Origin of the sequence: Methylophaga sp. OBS4, assembly GCF_026319305.1 — a bacterium.
In the GTDB taxonomy this organism is placed as follows: Bacteria; Pseudomonadota; Gammaproteobacteria; order Nitrosococcales; family Methylophagaceae; genus Methylophaga.
In genome coordinates this window covers 40,474-58,229 of sequence record NZ_JAPDMV010000013.1, presented here as the reverse complement: position 1 = coordinate 58,229, position 17,756 = coordinate 40,474, and the positions used below count along the sequence as shown (strand labels likewise).

The window sequence follows — 17,756 nt, the reverse complement described above, 5'->3', positions numbered from 1 at the left end:
TATTGCGTTGACCCAATCAGTCATCATCCTCATCATGGATCTGCCAGCGGAACTCCTCTGACAACAACATCTGTGAACCGGAAATAACTAATTTTTCACCCGCCTTGAATCCGGATTGAACGAAGATGCCGCCGACTACAGATTGGCCGCCAGCCAGCGGACGCCGTTTATAGCTGCCTTTTTCCAGCTCAACATAAGCCCAGGGTTGCCCTGCGTACCAAACCACAGCTTGTTCAGGAATATGCACCCCCTGCAAAGGCTCACCATTTTGCGGAATCCAGGCATCCAGCCGCATGCCGGTACGTAATTTACCGGTCGTAATGCGGAAAAAATAAGTCTCACCCTGAATTTGCTGGGTGGCAATATAGGCAGGTGAGACAAAATGGGATTTACGGGCGCTGTCCCGTTTCCCTTCCCTGGAGACACGTATCACACTGATATCAGCCGGTAATGTCTCGTCAACAGGCAATGTCACCAGTATCAAGGTGTCCTGGCGCGACACCAGTCTTTCGAATTCTTTTGAGTTTTTGTTCAGTACCCACTGGCCAATGGTGTCACCCCAACGCTGAATAAGTTCGGCCTTCGCATCTTCAAGCTGAAACCGGGCAGCCTGGAGATTAGCGCGGGCTTTCTGCCAGTCAGTTTCTGCATAGGTAATATTTTTGCTGGCAACACTGCCGCCATTCTGAGCAAGCTTTTTCAGGCGTTGTAACTCTTGTAAAGCAGATCGTTCCGTTACCTGGGCAATATTCACAGCTGACAGCGCCTGGTTAATACGCGAGCGCCATTGAATCAGATCACGGATATCCATCACCGAGGCATAGGCTTTGATTTCAGGGAATAACAGCTTTTCACTGACCGGCATAGTTTCGACACCGGCATAACTGATTGCCTCATCATCAAAAATCACCGTCATCGACGGCAGATCATCATCGTCCCCAGCCTCATCGCCATCGTCGTCCTGCCCTGCTTCATCGACGGCTTCGTTGTATTGCGACACCCAGTTTTTGAGTGAATCCAGCCAGGATTGTTCAGAGGCAGCAGGCATCACAAACAACACCAGGATGATGCCCAGCACGATAATCAACCACAGAGCCGGTTTTCCGCGTAACTTCATTTGTTATCCGTTGAATAATCGACAAAATCAGCTGGTCATTAGACCACGCTGCCCCAGTGTGGACAAGCATCGATGATAAATAAAAAATGCTTTTTTCTTGACAGGGTACCCACTGAAAAGGTTTAATACGCAGCCTTATCGGCTCGATAGCTCAGTTGGTAGAGCAAGGGATTGAAAATCCCTGTGTCCCTGGTTCGATTCCAGGTCGAGCCACCACCGCATACATAAAGCCTCGTCAGTGAAAACTGCCGGGGCTTTTTTGTTTCTGCCTGTTAACTCAGCACCGACGAAATAGCACAGAGATTTCCAACAAATCCGCAGATTACGCAGATGAACGCAGATTATTTTTCATCTGCGAAAATCTGCGTTCATCTGCGGACAGTCTTGAAGAGGCTCTGTGGTTCATCTTCTTAACATCCAATCAATTTGTTGTAAAAAACACACAAAAAAGACCAATCCAACAAAAACCAAAAAAATTTGTTGTAAAAGTGTTGCAAAGTATTTTTATGTGTGCAAAATTAGCATTCAACCGAGATAACAGTCCGGTTACGAGAGAAATTAAAGTAATCTGTTAACAATAGAAGGTGAAACAGAATGAAATCATTGAAAAAGACAACTCTGGCCTCTTTGGTCGGTGCAGCTGCTCTGGCAACTGCAGGTGCTGCTAACGCGACAATCGTCGTTGGCGGCGACAACGGCTACGAATTCAGCGTAGACGGTAACATCAACCAATTCTTCGTTGCGACTGACGGTGAAAGTACAGATTCTAACCGTGTTCGTAACGGTCTGCTGCCAACATTCTTCGGCTTTAACGTTGCAGCCCCTGAAATCAACGGTCTGAAAGTCGGTGCCCGGGTTTCTATCAGCCCATCTACTAACGGTGGTAGCTACTTCGACGAGAGCCAAAACGGCAACGCGATGGAACAACGTGAAGCATTTGCTACTGTCGATGGCTCTTTCGGTCAAATCCTGGCTGGTAAAGCTTTGGGTCTGTATTCTTCTAACAACATCCTGCTGGATCAAACTCTGTTCGGTGTCGGTGCGGTTGTTCCTGAAAACCAAGATGATGGTCAAACCACTCTGGGTCGTATCGGTTACGGTTATGACTATGCTAACTGGCGTTCACAAATCCGTTACACCACACCTGATATGAACGGCTTCAAAGCAGCATTGGCTGTTATGGATGCTGAACAAAAAGGTGCTGGCACTACTACTGAACGTGACGAGCCACGCTGGGAAGCTGAACTGAGCTATGCCACTGCATTTGACGGCGGCAGCGTAAAAGCTTGGGCTGACTACATGACTCAAAAAGTTGAAACCACCCTGGGTGATGTTGACTCAGATGCCTGGACTGTTGGTGCTCAACTCGTCTTCGCTGGCTTTGAAGTTGTCGGTACCTACTACGATAACGAAGGTGTCGGTGATCTGGGTGGCTTGTTACACAGCACAGCAACTGACGCCACTGGTGACGAACGTGAAGGTGACGGTTACTACGTTCAAGCAGGTTACCGCTTTGCCGGTACTACCTTCCTGGCCGCATCATACGGTGAATCTACTCTGGATCGTACTTCTGCCGAGAAAGCTGCTAACCTCACAGGTGGCATTGACTCGCGTGAACTGGCTACCGTCGGTATCTACCACGACGTTACTGCTAACCTGAAACTGGTTGCTGAATACTCCAAACAAGAAGAAGAGTTCCACGGTGTTTCTGGTAGCGATGACCATGATATCTTCGCTATCGGTGGTTTCGTAACTTGGTAGGAAGCAGTTTCAGCATCAGGTCTTAGGATTTGATGTAAAAAACTGATAAAAAGCCTCAACCTTCGGGTTGGGGCTTTTTTTTGACCTAGATTCACCACAAAGACACTGAGGGCGCAGAGGTTTTTCAACAAATCCGCAGATTACGCAGATTATTTCAAGGAAAAATTTATCTGCGGAAATCGACGTAATCTGCGGATTTACAGGTACAGTAGATTGCGCTTGCATTGGAACAGAGTAGTAGCTACGACGCTAAATCAAGCTGTGTCCTCTGTGGTCAATTTGAATGAAAAATACAAGCCTTTATAATGCTGGAAATCCAATCAGCTAAGGACGTTTCATGAGCACGACAACACACTCCCTGCCTGAATTAATCACTGCCGTAAAAAAGGCCATCAATGACAACGCTGACGAGGTGGCGGAGTTGGATAAAGCTATTGGTGATGGTGATCATGTCATCAACCTGCAGCGGGGACTTGATGCGGTATCCAAACTGGAAGATGAATTGAAAACATCAGACTGGTCTGCGGCCTTGATGAAAGTGGGTATGACCTTGATGTCTACCATGGGCGGTGCCTCCGGCTCTTTATTCGGTTCAATGTTTATCAGTATGAGTAAAACGGCTAAAGACAAAACCATGGACTTGGAAGGTGTTGCCGAAATTTTCAATGCCGGTGTCGAGTCGGTAAAAGCCCGTGGTAAGGCTGATATTGGCGAAAAAACCATGCTCGATACGCTGATTCCGGCAACAAACAGCCTGAAAGAAGATGTGGCGGCTGGAACCAGTCTGGAAACAGCGCTGGAAAATATGAAACAAGCCGCGACAGCCGGTATGGAATCCACCAGGGATATGCTGGCCACCAAGGGCCGGGCTTCATTTCTGGGGGATCGTGCCCGCGGTCATATTGATGCCGGTGCCCGTACCAGTCAGTTGGTGTTGTGTGCTATTGCCGATTTTTATCTGGATAAATGAACCGCGGGGAGAGGCTAATTTTTATCCGCAGATTACACAGATGGACGCAGATTTTTTGAGAAATATGCACTGACTTTCGTGACAACAGTCAGCAGGCAGATAAATCCACTATCATGGCAAGGATGCATAAATGGACACAAGCTTTTCTGAGAGAGATCCTCATACGTACGCTATCATTGGTGCTGCGATGGCAGTTCACGCATCACTGGGTAATGGCTTTCTAGAGGCTGTATATCAGGAAGCGCTTGAGATTGAGTTTCAAATCAGAGGAATTCCTTACCAGCGAGAAAAACATCTTGCAATCCTTTATCGCAATCAAAAACTCAGCACCTTTTACAAAGCCGACTTTGTTTGCTTTGGCACGGTTATCGTTGAACTAAAAGCCTTACTGAGACTATCGCCCAATGAAGAATCTCAGGTCATCAATTACCTCAAAGCATCAGGCCTAAAGAAAGCTATCTTGCTTAACTTTGGGGCGACGAGCTTGCAACATAAACGCTTGGTATTAAATCTGCGTCCATCTGCGTAATCTGCGGATATATTTATCTATGGTGCTCAGTCCAGTCAGCATCCCCAGCGCAAAGCCGCAGTGTGAACAGGCGCATCCCAGTATTGGGTCATTTCGTTATCCAGCAAGGTCAAAGTGACGGAACAGCCGGCCATATCCAGGGATGTGGTGAAATTACCAACCAGAGACCGCGAAATTTCAATGCCTCGTTCTTCAAAAAACTGGGCAACCAGATCGTAAACCAAATACAGCTCCATCAGCGGCGTTGCACCGAAACCATTCACATGCAGCAATACTTTCTGACCTTTAGCCGGTTTTAATTCTTTATCAATGGCTGTGACCAGATGTTCGACTATTTCACTGGCACTGCTCAGATCCATCGGTTCACGGCCGCGTTCACCATGAATACCCACGCCCATTTCAATTTCATTGTCGCCGATATCAAAGGTGGGTTTGCCTAAAGCCGGTACGGTACAACTGCTCAATGCCACGCCCATTGAGGCGGTAACACCGGCAACCTTATCGCCCAAAGCTTTGCACTCAACAAGACTGGCACCGGCTTCCGCTGCGGCGCCCACTATTTTTTCAACAATCAAGGTACCGGCGACCCCGCGACGGCCGGTGCTGTGATCTTTTGGCAGAGATACATCATCGCTGACCAACACGGTTTCATACGGACAATCGAGCATTTCGGCCGCGATTTCAAAGTTCATCACGTCGCCGGCATAATTTTTAACGATAAACAATACACCGCCACCGGTTTCAACCTGTTGTGCTGCCATCAGCATTTGATCAGGAGTGGGAGAAGTGAAAATCTGCCCGGGACAAGCTGCATCCAGCATACCCCGACCAACCAGACCGGTGTGCAACGGTTCATGCCCCGAACCGCCCCCGGAGATCAACACAACTTTGCCGGGTTTGGCGGCTTGTTTGCGGGTGATAAAATGCGGTTGATGGTTGAGCTGGATAATATCGGCATGCGCCCTGGCAAAACCGTTCAGACTCTCTTCCAGCACACTCTCCACACCATTGATCATTTTCTTCATCGTTGTCTCCAATCCTTATATATAGGCTCGTAATGCTGCGGTGACGGCTTTAATGTCATTCATTACCCACGTGGGTTGATAATCCACTTGTTCAAGATCGGTTAGCGATGACACACCAGTTAATACCATAATACTGCGGATTCCGGCATTGACTGCGCCAAGAATATCCGTGTTAAGCCTGTCGCCAATGGCAACCGTATTGGCCTCATTGGTTCCAAGCATGGTCAATGCCTGCTGATATAAAATCGGTTCGGGTTTACCGATACTGACAGGCTTTACCCCCGTTGCAGCTTCCAAAGCAGCCAAGGTACCACCATTACCGATAACCTCACCTAACTCGGTTGGCAGCGTGGTATCGGCATTAGTCGCATAAAACAAAGCCCCGGCTCTGATGTTCAAGGTTGCAGTGGCCAGTTTGTCCCAGGTTAACTGTCTGTCCAGACCGGACACGACGATATCCGCCCCTTCTCCATCTATACCTTTGGCAGGTTGATTGACCTGGTATAAATCAGTCAGGATAAACCCCTGTTCAAGCAAAGGCTGTTTCAGTCCATCTTCACCAATTACAAACACACGTCGTTTTTCAGCAGGCAGGTTTTCTCGCAGAAATTTGGCCGTGGCCATGCTGGATGTGAGTACTTCATTGTCGTTAATCACAACCCCCATTGCTGCCAGCTTGTCTCTATATTGCCGTTGTGTGAGACTGGCATTATTTGTCGCCAGAATAAACGGCATCGATAAGTCCCGCAGTGTCTTGAAAAAGTCCTGTAATCCAGCCATCGGCTGATTGCCGTGCCAGAGCACACCATCCATATCGATAATAAGGCCGGCAATATTATTTAGTTGTGGTTGTGTATTGATCGTCAAAGTTTGTCCACTCAGGCTTGCAGATTGGTTCGAAAGAGTGGCATACAACAATTCACCATGTCCAGCTGCATGTATGTTAGATGCTTACTTTCAGTGAAAAATTGACATGATCAATCAATCTGCTTTATAGTCTGCGGGCGTATTTTCAACGTATAACTTACAAATTCACATAATTTTTAGGAGCATGTCCGCATGGCAAAAGCACTTATTCAAATGGCACTGGATTCTCTGGATTTCGATCAAACAATCGCACTTGCAGAACAAGTTGCCCCTTACGTCGATATTCTGGAAGTTGGTACTCCTTGCATCAAATACAACGGCCTTGAAATCGTCACCGCGCTGAAAAACAAATTCCCTAACAATCTGGTCCTGGTTGACCTGAAAACTATGGATGCCGGTGAATACGAAGCCACTCCTTTCTACGAAGCAGGTGCTGACATCTGTACTGTCCTGGGTGTTTCAGACAAAGCCACCATGGGTGGTGTTATCAAAGCGGCTAACGCTAACAACGCTGAAGCGCAAATCGACCTGATTAACGTTTCAAACAAGAAAGCAGTTGCAACAGAAGCAGCCAAAAATGGCGCGCAAATCATCGGTGTTCACACCGGTCTGGACGCGCAAGCCGCTGGCCAAACACCTTTTGCTGATTTGAAAGAAATCGCTGATCTGAACCTGGGTGTCCGTATCTCTGTTGCCGGTGGCCTGAACAAAGACACCATCCAGGATACTATCCGTGCTGGTGCTACCATCGTTGTTGTTGGTGCTGCTATTTACGGCGCTGACTCTCCAGCAGAATCTGCTAAAGAGCTGCGTGCTCTGGTTGACGCAGCTTAAGCGGAAACAAAATTTGCATTGAGCAAAATTAAGAACGAGTGGCCCTTAATGGCCGCTCGTTTTTTTTCATTAACGCTAACTTCAGTTCTGAATCTGAAATCGATGGGTTGAAGCGTTGATAAGAGTCATTAAAATTCTGCATACAGAACAAGGTGACTGACAATAATAATAACGTGGCTGAAAACTGAGAAGCATTCATACACACGCTTTTTTGTTAACTCTTCTGGCTTGCCACAGTTAATCTAAAATAGTAATTTACCCGTTCTACCAACCTCGTTATGTTGGGCAGATGGGGTTCAAAAATGTAATAGGGGTATTGCTCATGAATGATAAAGGTGTATTTGTTTCAATCTGTGACTTTGTCAAAAGTCTGTTTTCACCTAGCCCAGCCAGTACTCAATCAGCTGCTGCTGCAAATGATGGCCTGACTGGTGTTGAACGCTATATCAGAAATCAGGCACAAAAAGGCATACAATTAACTGGAGTTGAACGCTACATCAGAAGTCAGACGACCAACAGCAAACCGCTAACGGGTGTTGAACAATATGTCCGCAATCAGGCAGGTGCCAAACCGCTGACAAGTGTGGAGCGTTACATCCAAAATAAAGGCTAATATAGCCTAAGTCCGTCGACGTGATACGCACGCTGTACCTTCCGGGTTCAGCTTGCCCAAACAACCGTATCACGAAAAAATTCAGAATTCAGTCTGCTTTATAAGCATATTGTCATTTTTAACTGTTAAAAACTTAAAGGTACGTAACATGGCTAACTTACTTGATCAGCTAAAGGAGATGACTGTTGTTGTTGCCGATACCGGCGATATCCAGGCTATCGAAAAATTCACTCCACGTGATGCTACAACCAACCCTTCTCTGATTACTGCTGCCGCTCAAATGCCTCAATACCAAGGTATCGTTGACGATACGTTGAAAGCAGCACGCGCAACGCTAGGTGCAGATGCACCTGCTGCGGAAGTGGTTTCGCTGGCATTTGATCGTCTGGCTGTCTCATTCGGTCTAAAAATCCTGGACATCATTCCAGGCCGTGTTTCTACTGAAGTAGATGCGCGTCTGTCTTACGATACTGAAGCCACCATTGCAAAAGGTCGTGACCTGATTGCTCAATACGAAGCAGCTGGCGTTGACCGCAACCGCATTCTGATCAAAATCGCATCAACCTGGGAAGGTATTCAGGCTGCCGCTGTTCTGGAAAAAGAAGGTATTCACTGCAACCTGACATTGCTGTTTGGTCTGCACCAGGCGATTGCTTGTGCTGAAAACGGCATCACACTGATTTCACCGTTTGTGGGTCGTATCCTGGACTGGTACAAAAAAGACACCGGCCGTGATTCATACGAGCCAGCAGAAGATCCAGGTGTGTTGTCTGTCGCTCAAATTTACAGCTACTATAAAAAATTCGGTTATAACACTGAAGTTATGGGCGCAAGCTTCCGTAACGTCGGCGAAATCACTGAACTGGCTGGTGTTGACCTGTTGACCATCTCTCCTGCTCTGCTGGACGAGCTGCAATCAACTGAAGGCGAGCTGCCACGTAAACTGTCTCCAGAACAAGCTGCAAAATCAGATATCGAAAAAATCCACATGGACAAAGCGACTTTTGATGCCATGCACGCTGAAAACCGCATGGCTTCTGAAAAACTGTCAGAAGGTATCGACGGTTTTGCTAAAGCATTGGAATCACTGGAAGCATTACTTGCCGACCGTCTGGCAAGCTTGGAAGAAACGCTAATTACAACTAATTAGCAATCTACGTATTCAGCCCGTTCGCTATCGGACGGGCCGGAATGCAACAGAAACTGGCCTAAAATTGACACTTTGCCAATTTCTGCATATAGTCCCGCTCTACTCAAGCAGTAAGCGTGATAACAATAATTTTTACTACATTTTAGGAGTATGTAACATGGCTGAAATCCAAATGGCTCTAGATTCACTGGACTTCGACGCAACAATGGCGCTGGCTGAACAAGTCGCCCCTTACGTTGATATCCTGGAAATCGGTACACCATGTATCAAATACAATGGTCTGAAACTGGTTAAAGCACTGAAAGCGGCCCACCCGGATAAGAAAATCCTGGTTGACCTGAAAACTATGGACGCAGGTGAATACGAAGCGACTCCTTTCTTTGAAGCAGGCGGTGACATCACGACTGTTCTGGGTGCTTCTGACATGGCTACCATGAAAGGTGTTATCAAAGCAGCTAATGCCAACAATGCTGAAGCTCAAATCGATCTGATCGGCGTTGAAGACAAAGCCGCTGTTGCTAAAGAAGCAGCAAATAACGGTGCGCACATTATCGGTGTTCACACTGGTCTGGACGCACAAGCTGCTGGTCAAACACCATTTGAAGATCTGAAAACCATTGCTGGTCTGGGTCTGAACGTTAAAATTTCTGTTGCTGGTGGTATCAACAAAGACACTATCCAAAGCACTGTTCAAGCTGGTGCGGATATCGTTGTTGTTGGTGCAGCTATCTACGGTGCGCCTTCTCCGGCAGAATCTGCTAAAGAACTGCGTGCTCTGGTTGACGCAGCATAAGGTGATTTGAACTATGCATCGTGATTTAATCTTAAACAAAATCGGCAGCTTGCTTGGTGCAACAGAAGAAGCATATGAAGCACAGCTAACCGCTATGTTTGACGACGCAAACCGTATCTATATTTCAGGTGCGGGGCGGTCTAAGCTGGTCGGAAATTTCCTGGCTATGCGACTGATGCATAGTGGTTATGACGTTAGTGTTGTCGGTGAAATCGTCACACCCAGCATCAAGGCGGGTGATCTGCTGGTCATCATCTCGGGTTCTGGTGAAACTGAACAATTGCAGGCTTTCACTAAGAAAGCACAATCAGTCGGTGCCAAAATCGTACTGATCTGCTCTCGTTCGAAATCTACTATTGGCGACATGGCAGATGCTGTGGTTCAAGTCGGTGGTGATGATATGTATGCCCCTACCAAGGGTATGCCTATGGGCACCATGTTTGAACTTTCTACATTGATCTTTCTGGAAGCTATCGTGTCTCACATGATTCACGAAAAAGGCATCCCTGAAGAAGAAATGAAAGCAAGACACGCTAACCTGGAATAATTTTTATTCCGTATTAGTCAGTAAGAAACGGGCAACCTTCGGGTTGCCCGTTTTTTTATGTCAATCGATCAGATAGAGCTTCTGTCACTGAAAAGGTATAATGACTTGTTATTTACACACAAGTTTAAACAACTATGTCAGCCAAAACGCTCTACGATAAACTCTGGGAACAACATGTGGTACGTACCGATGACGACGGCACGGCGCTGCTGTATATCGATCGACATCTGGTACACGAGGTCACGTCGCCACAAGCCTTTGAAGGACTGCGCCTGGCGCATCGTATCCCCCATCGTTTGAATTCGATTCTGGCCACACCGGACCATAATGTACCCACCGATCATCGGGATCAGGGCATTGCCGATCCTGTTTCAAGGCTGCAGGTGGAAACCCTGGATCAGAACTGCACTGAATTCGGTATTACGGAGTTCGGGCTTAATGATATACGCCAGGGCATCGTTCACGTAGTAGGGCCGGAACAGGGCGCCACGCTGCCGGGCATGACCGTAGTCTGTGGTGATTCACATACCTCCACGCATGGTGCTTTTGGTGCACTGGCATTTGGTATCGGTACCTCAGAAGTCGAACATGTGATGGCTACCCAATGTCTGATCCAGCGCAAATCGAAGAATATGCTGGTGCGTGTGGACGGTCACGTCAATCCTGGTATTACTGCCAAAGATATTGTGTTGGCGATTATCGGCAAAATCGGCACGGCGGGCGGTACCGGTTATGCAATTGAATTTGCCGGTGAGGCTATTCAGGCCTTGAGCATGGAAGGACGTATGACCGTCTGTAATATGACCATCGAAGCGGGTGCCCGTGCCGGCATGATTGCCGTGGATGATACAACCATCAATTATCTTCGTGACCGCCCTTTTTCACCGAAAGGCGAAAACTGGGATAAAGCCGCTGCTGCATGGCATGACTTGCACAGTGATGAAGGCGCGAGCTTCGATAAAGTAGTGGTTCTGGATGCAACACAAATCAAACCACAAGTCACCTGGGGCACTTCACCTGAAATGGTGGTTCCGATCAGTGCCAATATTCCGGATCCGGCAGCTGAAACGGATGCCGTTAAGCGCAATGGCATGGAAAAAGCCCTCAAATATATGGGGCTCAGTGCCAATCAGCCGATCACTGATATTTATCTGGATCGCGTCTTTATCGGTTCCTGCACCAATTCTCGCATAGAGGATCTGCGCGAAGCCGCTGATGCCATCAAAGGCGGTAAAGTGGCCGCCAGTGTCAAACAGGCAATGGTCGTCCCGGGTTCCGGCCTAGTTAAACAGCAGGCTGAGCAGGAAGGGCTGGATAAGATCTTTATCGAAGCCGGTTTTGAATGGCGTGATCCCGGCTGCTCCATGTGCCTGGCGATGAATGCGGACCGGCTGGAATCCGGCGAACACTGCGCCTCTACCTCGAACCGTAATTTTGAAGGCCGTCAGGGCCAGGGTGGCCGCACGCATCTGGTCAGCCCGGCGATGGCCGCCGCTGCTGCGATTGCCGGCCATTTTGTCGATATTACCCGATAACTGATGACTGACTATCAGGCTGCGCAGCAAGAACTGCAAACATTGCGCGATTTTCTGCGCTGGATCACCTCCCGCTTTTATGAGGCGGGATTATTTTATGGTCACGGCAATGAAGATGCCTTTAACGAAGCCTCGCAGCTGATTCTGAGCACATTAAAACTTCCGGTTGAAACGCTTCCCGATATTTTTCTGGATGCCCGGCTGAGCAGCGCGGAAAAAATCCAACTGCTGAGTTTGACTGAAAAACGTATTGAGCAGCACATACCGTTACCTTATCTGACCCATGAAGCCTGGTTTGCAGGCCTACCCTTTTATGTCGATGAACGTGTATTAATCCCCCGCTCACCCTTTGCCGAACTGATTGAATCACAATTCCAGCCCTGGCTGATTGATCCTGATGACGTGTCACAGATATTGGATTTATGTACCGGCAGCGGCTGTATTGCCATTGCCTGTGCCATGGCTTTTGAAAATGCCCGGGTTGATGCGGTAGATATCAGTGCTGAAGCTCTGGCGGTGGCCGAAATCAATATCAACAAACATGCTATGCCGGCACAGGTCACTGCGATTGAGTCAGATTTATGGCTGGCGCTCAAAGCAGAAAAACAATATGAGTTGATTGTCAGCAATCCGCCTTATGTCGGCGCTGATGAAATGACTTCATTGCCTGATGAATACAGGCATGAACCGGAAACGGCACTGGAAGCGGCCGATAACGGTCTGGCAATAGTCGAACAAATATTGCTGAACGCGGCAGATTATCTGACTGAGACAGGTTTGTTATTTGTCGAGGTCGGTAACAGCGATATTGCCGTACAGGAAAGATGGCCGGAAACGCCTTTTTTATGGCTGGACTTCGAGCAGGGCGGCCATGGTATTTTCATGCTCACACAAGCGCAATGCACCGAGTTTGCCGGGCGTTATCGCAGCAACGCGGCGGTGCAGAGAACGTAAACAGGCTCTTAATCCATTTCTTCAATAACGGTCTCGGCCTCGTCGAAACTCAGCACACAATCTCTACCTGCCATTTTGGCCTGATACATTGCTTTATCAGCCAACTCGAACAGACTGTTAAGCGTATCTTTGTGTTCTTTGCGCAGCTCCGCCACGCCCACACTGACAGTCACTGACAACCCAGCCGGTTTCAATCGGCGCAGTTGGGCCAGCATCCGCTCCATCAAGGTGTTGGCGGCTTCAATATCACAACCCGGCAGGATGAATACCAGTTCATCCCCGGCCCAGCGGGCAACCATATCAACGTCACGCACATGCCTTTTCAGCCATGTCCCCAGCTCCGCCAGCATTTGATCGCCGCGTTCAAAGCCATAACTATCATTGATTCGTTTCAGATGATCGATATCCAACACCGCCAGCGACAGCGGACGGTCAAACCGATAGGCTTCACTGAAATATTTACCGGCGAATTCTCTCAAAGCATGGCGATTAAACAGACTGGTGGTCTCATCCAGCATCGCCAGACTGTAAAGCGATTGCTGCTGCGCTTTCAACTCACGCAGCGTCTGGTAACTGGTAATGTGATTAAATACCCGCTGTCGTAATTCTTCACGCACAATCGGCTTGGAAACATAGTCGTTGACGCCCATATGGAATAACTCAATCTTCCGCGACATGTTATCAAAGCCGGAAGTGGCAATAATCGGCACATTGCCATGTTCACTTTGCATGCGGCGAATCTTACGGACCAAGGTGATGCCGCTCATGATACCTTCCAGCATGATGTCCGTGATGACCAAATCGTAATCGCCACTCTGAAAAGCATCCCACGCACTTTCCGCGTAGTTGTAGGCATCGACATCCAGCCCCATATCAGTGAGCAGATCGATAATGATTGTCTGCAATACCCGCGAGTCTTCGATAAACAGCACCCTGCCTGAAAGCTGCCGGGACTCTCGCTGACTGAGACGGTTGAGGTAGATTTCCAACTCGCTGATGTCACGTTTACTGAAAATGTCAGTAGCGCCCGCCAGCAAAGCCTGTTTCAAAATTTTGGCGTTATCCTGCTCGGTAAGCACCAGCAAGGTGGCAAACTCATAACCGTTGATAGCCCGCAACTGGCTGCAAAACTCACTGCTGGCATAGTCCCTCAGGTTGTCAGAACAACAGATCAGACGATAACGTGAAGCTTTTGCTTTATCCAGACCATCTGTCCCTGTCAGCGCGATGTCTACCTCAAATCCGGCGGCTTTCAGTAATTCCATTACCTGCTTACAAAAAACTTCAGAACTATCAACAATGAGAGCGTTTAACATTTGTATCCTGCCATTCCCAATCAACCATGCAATCCTTTATCCCAGAAACGTTACCATTATTTGAACTGCGTCGCGAGCAATTCACGGGTAAATGTGCTACGCAAATAGAATCCTTTGGGGTTGATCAAGGTACTGGCCCCCTCTTCTGTCAGACTTTTGACCATCACTCTGCTATTGGCTGCTTTGGGCCGAATCTGCAAGTATTGTCCCTCTCTGGCACTGATATCCGCCTGTTCCCCCAATACAACCCGGTCCATCAGCTCTTCCCAGTCCCGCTTGAGAATTGTTTCCTGCGCCGGCGTCGGTTGCCATATCCACCCCAGCCCTACATATCGATCCGCCAGCCTGATGTTTTTGTCAGCTTCTATCGGCACCCACAGCACCTGCGCAAGCTTCTGCCTGACCCAGCTGTCTTCCCAGCGCAAATTACCTTTCTCCCTCAGCGAGACCGTACAAACATAGGTAGATTCTTTCGGCTGACCGTTGGCATTGAGTGGCAGGGTCTTCATTTCAATCCCGAGCCCGGTGAAATCAGGTTCCGCCTGGTTGCCGGCATCTGCGCCCAGATAATGTTCCAGCACCTGCCCGGCCCAGCCTTTATGATGCAGCAGGTTATCCGGCACTGGAATACCCAGTTCTGTAGCAATCTGCCCCAGGGTTTTACCTGCCAGTTGCCAGCAGCGTTGCAATAAATCCTGTTGGCTTTCAGGTGGTGTGGTCAGTCTCATTCAGTGTTCCAAATTCTCATCAGCACCTCAGGCATGATAATCTAGCGACCTTGATTCTACTTGAGAGAAGGGCTGTGAAAGCTTTATCCATCAATAATCTCAATAAAACCTATAGTAACGGCCTGCAGGCGCTGAAACATATCAGCCTGGATGTTAAACAAGGTGACTTCTTTGCCTTGCTGGGCCCCAATGGCGCTGGCAAATCCACCACCATCGGCGTGATTACCTCACTGATCACTAAAACAGCCGGCAAGGTGCAAGTATTTGATACTGACCTTGATGACGATCCCGAACAGGCCAAAAGCTACATCGGTCTGGTACCGCAGGAATTTAATTTCAACGGCTTTGAACAGGTCAAGCATATTCTGGTCACCCAGGCCGGCTATTATGGCATGCCGGCACGGGAAGCCGAACCCAGGGCCGACGAATTACTCAAACAACTAGGGTTGTGGGAAAAACGTCATGCGCCTTCACGCATGCTGTCTGGCGGCATGAAACGCCGTTTGATGATTGCCCGGGCTTTGGTGCATAAACCCCGCCTGCTGATCCTGGATGAGCCCACAGCCGGGGTTGATATTGAACTGCGCCGCTCCATGTGGGCCTTTCTGCGCAAGATCAACCGTGAAGGGACCACCATTATCCTCACCACTCACTATCTGGAAGAAGCCGAAAACCTGTGCCGCAATATCGCCATTATCGATAAGGGGGAAATTATCGAAAACACCGATATGAAATCCCTGCTTAACCGGCTGGATAAAGAAGTGTTTGTGCTCGATCTTAAATATCCGCTAATGGATAACATCGAACTGAATGGCCTGAGTTACCAGCGGGTGGATGACACAACCATAGAAGTCGAAATCAACCGGGGTGAATCTTTGAACAGCCTCTTTGAACAGCTGAGTCGGCACGGGCTTGAAGTTGTCAGCATGAAAAACAAAGTTAACCGGCTGGAGGAATTATTTTTGAATCTGGTAGAAGCATCGGAACAAGTTTCATGAACAGTCATCATCAGCGCCACTGGATTGCTTTTTCGACGCTGCTCACCCGTGAAATCAGACGGTTTTTCCGCATCTGGCCGCAAACCATTTTACCGCCGGCGATCACCATGACCTTGTATTTCATTATCTTCGGCAACCTGATTGGCAGCCGTATAGGTGAAATGGGCGGTTTTACTTATATGGAATATATTGTGCCCGGCATTATTATGATGGCTGTCATCAATAACGCCTATGCCAACGTCGCGTCGTCTTTTTTCAGCGCCAAATTTCAAAGCCATATCGAAGAATTGCTGGTCGCGCCGATCCCCAATTATCTGATCCTGGCCGGTTATGTAGCAGGCGGGACTGCCCGAGGGCTGTGCGTCGGCGTTATCGTGACTATCGTGTCCCTGTTTTTCACCCACTTATCGGTTGCCCACATCTGGATTACCTTCTCCATGGTGCTGCTCAGTGCCATCCTGTTTGCTTTGGGTGGTTTTATCAACGCCGTATATGCACGTAGCTTTGATGAAATATCGATTATCCCGACTTTTATTCTGACCCCGCTGACCTATTTGGGCGGTGTGTTCTACTCCATCAGCCTGTTGCCCGACTTCTGGCAGAACGTATCTCTACTTAATCCGGTTCTGTATATGGTCAATGCGTTTCGCTATGGCATGCTGGGCATATCCGATATCCCGATTGTCGCCGCGTTCAGCATTATTTTATTATTTATTGCCGCACTAACCGCCTTTGCGCTCTATCTGCTCGATAAAGGCACCGGTCTACGAAACTGATTGAACCACAGAAACTTAGTGCTACCGCAATCCATAAATCCGCAGATTACGCAGATGAATGCAGATTGTTTGATGGTTAACCACAAAAAACACGGAAAGATACTGAACAAGCGCCGTCTAAACATGCTTTTTTCCGTGTCTTTTTGTATTTTCCGCAAGTCTTTTAATCTGCGCAAATCGGCAAAGTCTGCGGATAAAAAATTCCGCTCTGTTCCCTTGAGCGGATTGAGCTTATCCAACTAACTGCAAGGCATCCTGCAAGACATGAATGCCCGCCCCCGGCAGATGGGCATTTTCACTAAGATGCCGTCGCCAGCGACGTGCTCCGGGCAGGCCCTGAAACAAGCCCAGTAAATGACGGGTAATGGATTTTAACGGCCGACCTTCTGTCATGCGCTTTGCAATATAAGGCAGCATGGCTTCAATAATCTGATGGCGTGACAAAACCTCACGGTTATCATCAAAAATCATGGCATCAGCATCTGCCAGCAAATACGGGTTGTGATAAACGGCACGTCCCATCATCACGCCGTCTACTTTTTGCAGATGATTTTTGACCTCCTCCAGCGTATGGATACCGCCATTGATATCAATATGCAGATGAGGGAAATCCTGCTTTATCTGATAGACCCGCGGATATTCCAACGGCGGCACATCACGATTTTCCTTCGGGCTCAGCCCCTGCAACCAGGCTTTTCGTGCATGCAGAATAAACACTTCACAGCCGGCGTCAGCCACTTTGCTGACAAAATCGGCAACAAACTCGTAGCTGTCCTGTTTATCTATTCCCAACCGGGTTTTAACGGTGACCGGAATATTGACTACGGCGCGCATCGCCGCCACCCCTTCTGCCACCAGCTCCGGTTCGGCCATCAGACAGGCACCAAAACTGCCCGATTGCACCCGGTCGCTGGGGCAACCGACATTGAGGTTGATTTCATCGAAACCCGCCTCCTCGCCCATACGCGCGCACTGCGCCAGTGCCGCAGGATCAGAGCCGCCCAGTTGCAAAGCCAGCGGATATTCCTGCTCGTCATGTGCCAGAAAACGATCACGATCACCATAAATCAAGGCGCCGGTGGTGACCATTTCGGTATAAAGCAGGCAATGCCGCGATATCAGCCGCAACAGATAACGACAGTCGCGGTCGGTCCAGTCAAGCATGGGGGCGACGGACAGACGTCTGGCTTGGTGAAAAGGAATTGTTGATGCCATGGGATTTAGGGGCTGCTGACCTTTGAAA

18 protein-coding genes and 1 tRNA gene are annotated in these 17,756 nt (G+C 48.5%); 13 read left to right on the top strand and 6 right to left on the bottom strand.

Going from position 1 to position 17,756, the window contains the following annotated elements:
- Positions 1 to 16: 16 nt before the first annotated feature.
- Entirely contained in the window at positions 17 to 1,117 is a 1,101-nt protein-coding gene (locus OMP95_RS05730) for an efflux RND transporter periplasmic adaptor subunit (RefSeq protein WP_266326871.1), read from the bottom strand.
- Positions 1,118 to 1,257: 140 nt separating this feature from the next.
- Between OMP95_RS05730 and OMP95_RS05725 the strand changes: the two genes are divergently transcribed.
- The 4 genes from OMP95_RS05725 to OMP95_RS05710 all read left to right on the top strand — a co-directional run bounded on the left by OMP95_RS05725 (position 1,258) and on the right by OMP95_RS05710 (position 4,377).
- Positions 1,258 to 1,333: transfer RNA gene (locus tag OMP95_RS05725), tRNA-Phe, on the top strand.
- A gap of 378 nt (positions 1,334 to 1,711) precedes the next feature.
- Positions 1,712 to 2,878, top strand: coding sequence for a porin (locus tag OMP95_RS05720; protein WP_266326869.1), 1,167 nt, complete (start codon positions 1,712 to 1,714; stop codon positions 2,876 to 2,878).
- A gap of 337 nt (positions 2,879 to 3,215) precedes the next feature.
- Positions 3,216 to 3,848 carry a dihydroxyacetone kinase subunit DhaL gene (dhaL, locus tag OMP95_RS05715; RefSeq protein WP_266326867.1) on the top strand — a complete coding sequence of 211 codons (633 nt, stop codon included), beginning with the start codon at positions 3,216 to 3,218 and terminating at the stop codon, positions 3,846 to 3,848.
- A gap of 130 nt (positions 3,849 to 3,978) precedes the next feature.
- Complete coding sequence (locus tag OMP95_RS05710; RefSeq protein WP_266326865.1) at positions 3,979 to 4,377, top strand: GxxExxY protein; 399 nt, start codon at positions 3,979 to 3,981, stop codon at positions 4,375 to 4,377.
- Positions 4,378 to 4,412: 35 nt separating this feature from the next.
- On the opposite strand, the gene dhaK is transcribed toward OMP95_RS05710, so the two are convergent.
- Together dhaK and OMP95_RS05700 are read right to left on the bottom strand one after the other, a co-directional pair.
- Positions 4,413 to 5,402, bottom strand: a complete 990-nt coding sequence (gene dhaK, locus OMP95_RS05705; protein ID WP_266326863.1) for a dihydroxyacetone kinase subunit DhaK — start codon at positions 5,400 to 5,402, stop codon at positions 4,413 to 4,415.
- Positions 5,403 to 5,417: 15 nt separating this feature from the next.
- Entirely contained in the window at positions 5,418 to 6,269 is an 852-nt protein-coding gene (locus OMP95_RS05700; RefSeq protein ID WP_266326861.1) for an HAD-IIA family hydrolase, read from the bottom strand.
- 192 nt (positions 6,270 to 6,461) lie between these two features.
- On the opposite strand from OMP95_RS05700, the gene hxlA (OMP95_RS05695) reads away from it, so the two are divergent.
- The 7 genes from hxlA (OMP95_RS05695) to prmB all read left to right on the top strand — a co-directional run bounded on the left by hxlA (OMP95_RS05695) (position 6,462) and on the right by prmB (position 12,695).
- Positions 6,462 to 7,103 carry a 3-hexulose-6-phosphate synthase gene (gene hxlA / locus OMP95_RS05695; protein WP_266326859.1) on the top strand — a complete coding sequence of 214 codons (642 nt, stop codon included), beginning with the start codon at positions 6,462 to 6,464 and terminating at the stop codon, positions 7,101 to 7,103.
- A 322-nt stretch (positions 7,104 to 7,425) separates the two neighbouring features.
- Positions 7,426 to 7,716 carry a hypothetical protein gene (locus OMP95_RS05690; protein ID WP_266326857.1) on the top strand — a complete coding sequence of 97 codons (291 nt, stop codon included), beginning with the start codon at positions 7,426 to 7,428 and terminating at the stop codon, positions 7,714 to 7,716.
- 148 nt (positions 7,717 to 7,864) lie between these two features.
- Positions 7,865 to 8,866, top strand: a complete 1,002-nt coding sequence (locus OMP95_RS05685; RefSeq protein WP_266326855.1) for a transaldolase — start codon at positions 7,865 to 7,867, stop codon at positions 8,864 to 8,866.
- Positions 8,867 to 9,023: 157 nt separating this feature from the next.
- Positions 9,024 to 9,659: a 3-hexulose-6-phosphate synthase gene (gene hxlA, locus OMP95_RS05680; protein ID WP_266326853.1), complete on the top strand. Its 636-nt coding sequence runs from the start codon at positions 9,024 to 9,026 to the stop codon at positions 9,657 to 9,659.
- 13 nt (positions 9,660 to 9,672) lie between these two features.
- The gene (gene hxlB, locus OMP95_RS05675; RefSeq protein WP_266326851.1) at positions 9,673 to 10,206 is read left to right on the top strand and encodes a 6-phospho-3-hexuloisomerase; all 534 of its coding nucleotides are present in this window, start codon (positions 9,673 to 9,675) and stop codon (positions 10,204 to 10,206) included.
- 134 nt (positions 10,207 to 10,340) lie between these two features.
- Positions 10,341 to 11,741, top strand: a complete 1,401-nt coding sequence (gene leuC, locus OMP95_RS05670) for a 3-isopropylmalate dehydratase large subunit (RefSeq protein WP_266326849.1) — start codon at positions 10,341 to 10,343, stop codon at positions 11,739 to 11,741.
- 3 nt (positions 11,742 to 11,744) lie between these two features.
- Positions 11,745 to 12,695 (top strand): 50S ribosomal protein L3 N(5)-glutamine methyltransferase, encoded by a 951-nt coding sequence (gene prmB / locus OMP95_RS05665; protein WP_266326847.1) that lies wholly within the window; start codon positions 11,745 to 11,747, stop codon positions 12,693 to 12,695.
- A gap of 8 nt (positions 12,696 to 12,703) precedes the next feature.
- On the opposite strand, the gene OMP95_RS05660 is transcribed toward prmB, so the two are convergent.
- The gene (locus tag OMP95_RS05660; protein WP_266326845.1) at positions 12,704 to 14,011 is read right to left on the bottom strand and encodes a diguanylate cyclase; all 1,308 of its coding nucleotides are present in this window, start codon (positions 14,009 to 14,011) and stop codon (positions 12,704 to 12,706) included.
- A gap of 56 nt (positions 14,012 to 14,067) precedes the next feature.
- Positions 14,068 to 14,739, bottom strand: coding sequence for a DNA mismatch repair endonuclease MutH (gene mutH, locus OMP95_RS05655; protein WP_266326843.1), 672 nt, complete (start codon positions 14,737 to 14,739; stop codon positions 14,068 to 14,070).
- A 74-nt stretch (positions 14,740 to 14,813) separates the two neighbouring features.
- Between mutH and OMP95_RS05650 the strand changes: the two genes are divergently transcribed.
- Together OMP95_RS05650 and OMP95_RS05645 are read left to right on the top strand one after the other, a co-directional pair.
- Complete coding sequence (locus tag OMP95_RS05650; protein WP_266326841.1) at positions 14,814 to 15,737, top strand: ABC transporter ATP-binding protein; 924 nt, start codon at positions 14,814 to 14,816, stop codon at positions 15,735 to 15,737.
- Positions 15,734 to 16,513 carry an ABC transporter permease gene (locus OMP95_RS05645; protein WP_266326839.1) on the top strand — a complete coding sequence of 260 codons (780 nt, stop codon included), beginning with the start codon at positions 15,734 to 15,736 and terminating at the stop codon, positions 16,511 to 16,513. Before OMP95_RS05650 ends, OMP95_RS05645 begins: the two co-directional genes overlap by 4 nt.
- 231 nt (positions 16,514 to 16,744) lie before the next feature.
- On the opposite strand, the gene dusA is transcribed toward OMP95_RS05645, so the two are convergent.
- Positions 16,745 to 17,728: a tRNA dihydrouridine(20/20a) synthase DusA gene (gene dusA, locus OMP95_RS05640; protein WP_266326837.1), complete on the bottom strand. Its 984-nt coding sequence runs from the start codon at positions 17,726 to 17,728 to the stop codon at positions 16,745 to 16,747.
- Positions 17,729 to 17,756 lie beyond the last annotated feature (28 nt).

Excerpts from the sequence above, each read along its gene's own strand:
- dhaL (WP_266326867.1), top strand. The coding sequence starts at position 3,216 with ATGAGCACGACAACACACTCCCTGCCTGAATTAATCACTGCCGTAAAA.
- hxlA (WP_266326859.1), top strand. The coding sequence starts at position 6,462 with ATGGCAAAAGCACTTATTCAAATGGCACTGGATTCTCTGGATTTCGAT.
- OMP95_RS05730 (WP_266326871.1), bottom strand. The coding sequence starts at position 1,117 with ATGAAGTTACGCGGAAAACCGGCTCTGTGGTTGATTATCGTGCTGGGC.
- hxlB (WP_266326851.1), top strand. The coding sequence starts at position 9,673 with ATGCATCGTGATTTAATCTTAAACAAAATCGGCAGCTTGCTTGGTGCA.
- leuC (WP_266326849.1), top strand. The coding sequence starts at position 10,341 with ATGTCAGCCAAAACGCTCTACGATAAACTCTGGGAACAACATGTGGTA.
- OMP95_RS05690 (WP_266326857.1), top strand. The coding sequence starts at position 7,426 with ATGAATGATAAAGGTGTATTTGTTTCAATCTGTGACTTTGTCAAAAGT.
- OMP95_RS05645 (WP_266326839.1), top strand. The coding sequence starts at position 15,734 with ATGAACAGTCATCATCAGCGCCACTGGATTGCTTTTTCGACGCTGCTC.
- prmB (WP_266326847.1), top strand. The coding sequence starts at position 11,745 with ATGACTGACTATCAGGCTGCGCAGCAAGAACTGCAAACATTGCGCGAT.
- OMP95_RS05710 (WP_266326865.1), top strand. The coding sequence starts at position 3,979 with ATGGACACAAGCTTTTCTGAGAGAGATCCTCATACGTACGCTATCATT.
- hxlA (WP_266326853.1), top strand. The coding sequence starts at position 9,024 with ATGGCTGAAATCCAAATGGCTCTAGATTCACTGGACTTCGACGCAACA.
- OMP95_RS05660 (WP_266326845.1), bottom strand. The coding sequence starts at position 14,011 with ATGTTAAACGCTCTCATTGTTGATAGTTCTGAAGTTTTTTGTAAGCAG.
- OMP95_RS05720 (WP_266326869.1), top strand. The coding sequence starts at position 1,712 with ATGAAATCATTGAAAAAGACAACTCTGGCCTCTTTGGTCGGTGCAGCT.
- dhaK (WP_266326863.1), bottom strand. The coding sequence starts at position 5,402 with ATGAAGAAAATGATCAATGGTGTGGAGAGTGTGCTGGAAGAGAGTCTG.
- mutH (WP_266326843.1), bottom strand. The coding sequence starts at position 14,739 with ATGAGACTGACCACACCACCTGAAAGCCAACAGGATTTATTGCAACGC.
- dusA (WP_266326837.1), bottom strand. The coding sequence starts at position 17,728 with ATGGCATCAACAATTCCTTTTCACCAAGCCAGACGTCTGTCCGTCGCC.
- OMP95_RS05685 (WP_266326855.1), top strand. The coding sequence starts at position 7,865 with ATGGCTAACTTACTTGATCAGCTAAAGGAGATGACTGTTGTTGTTGCC.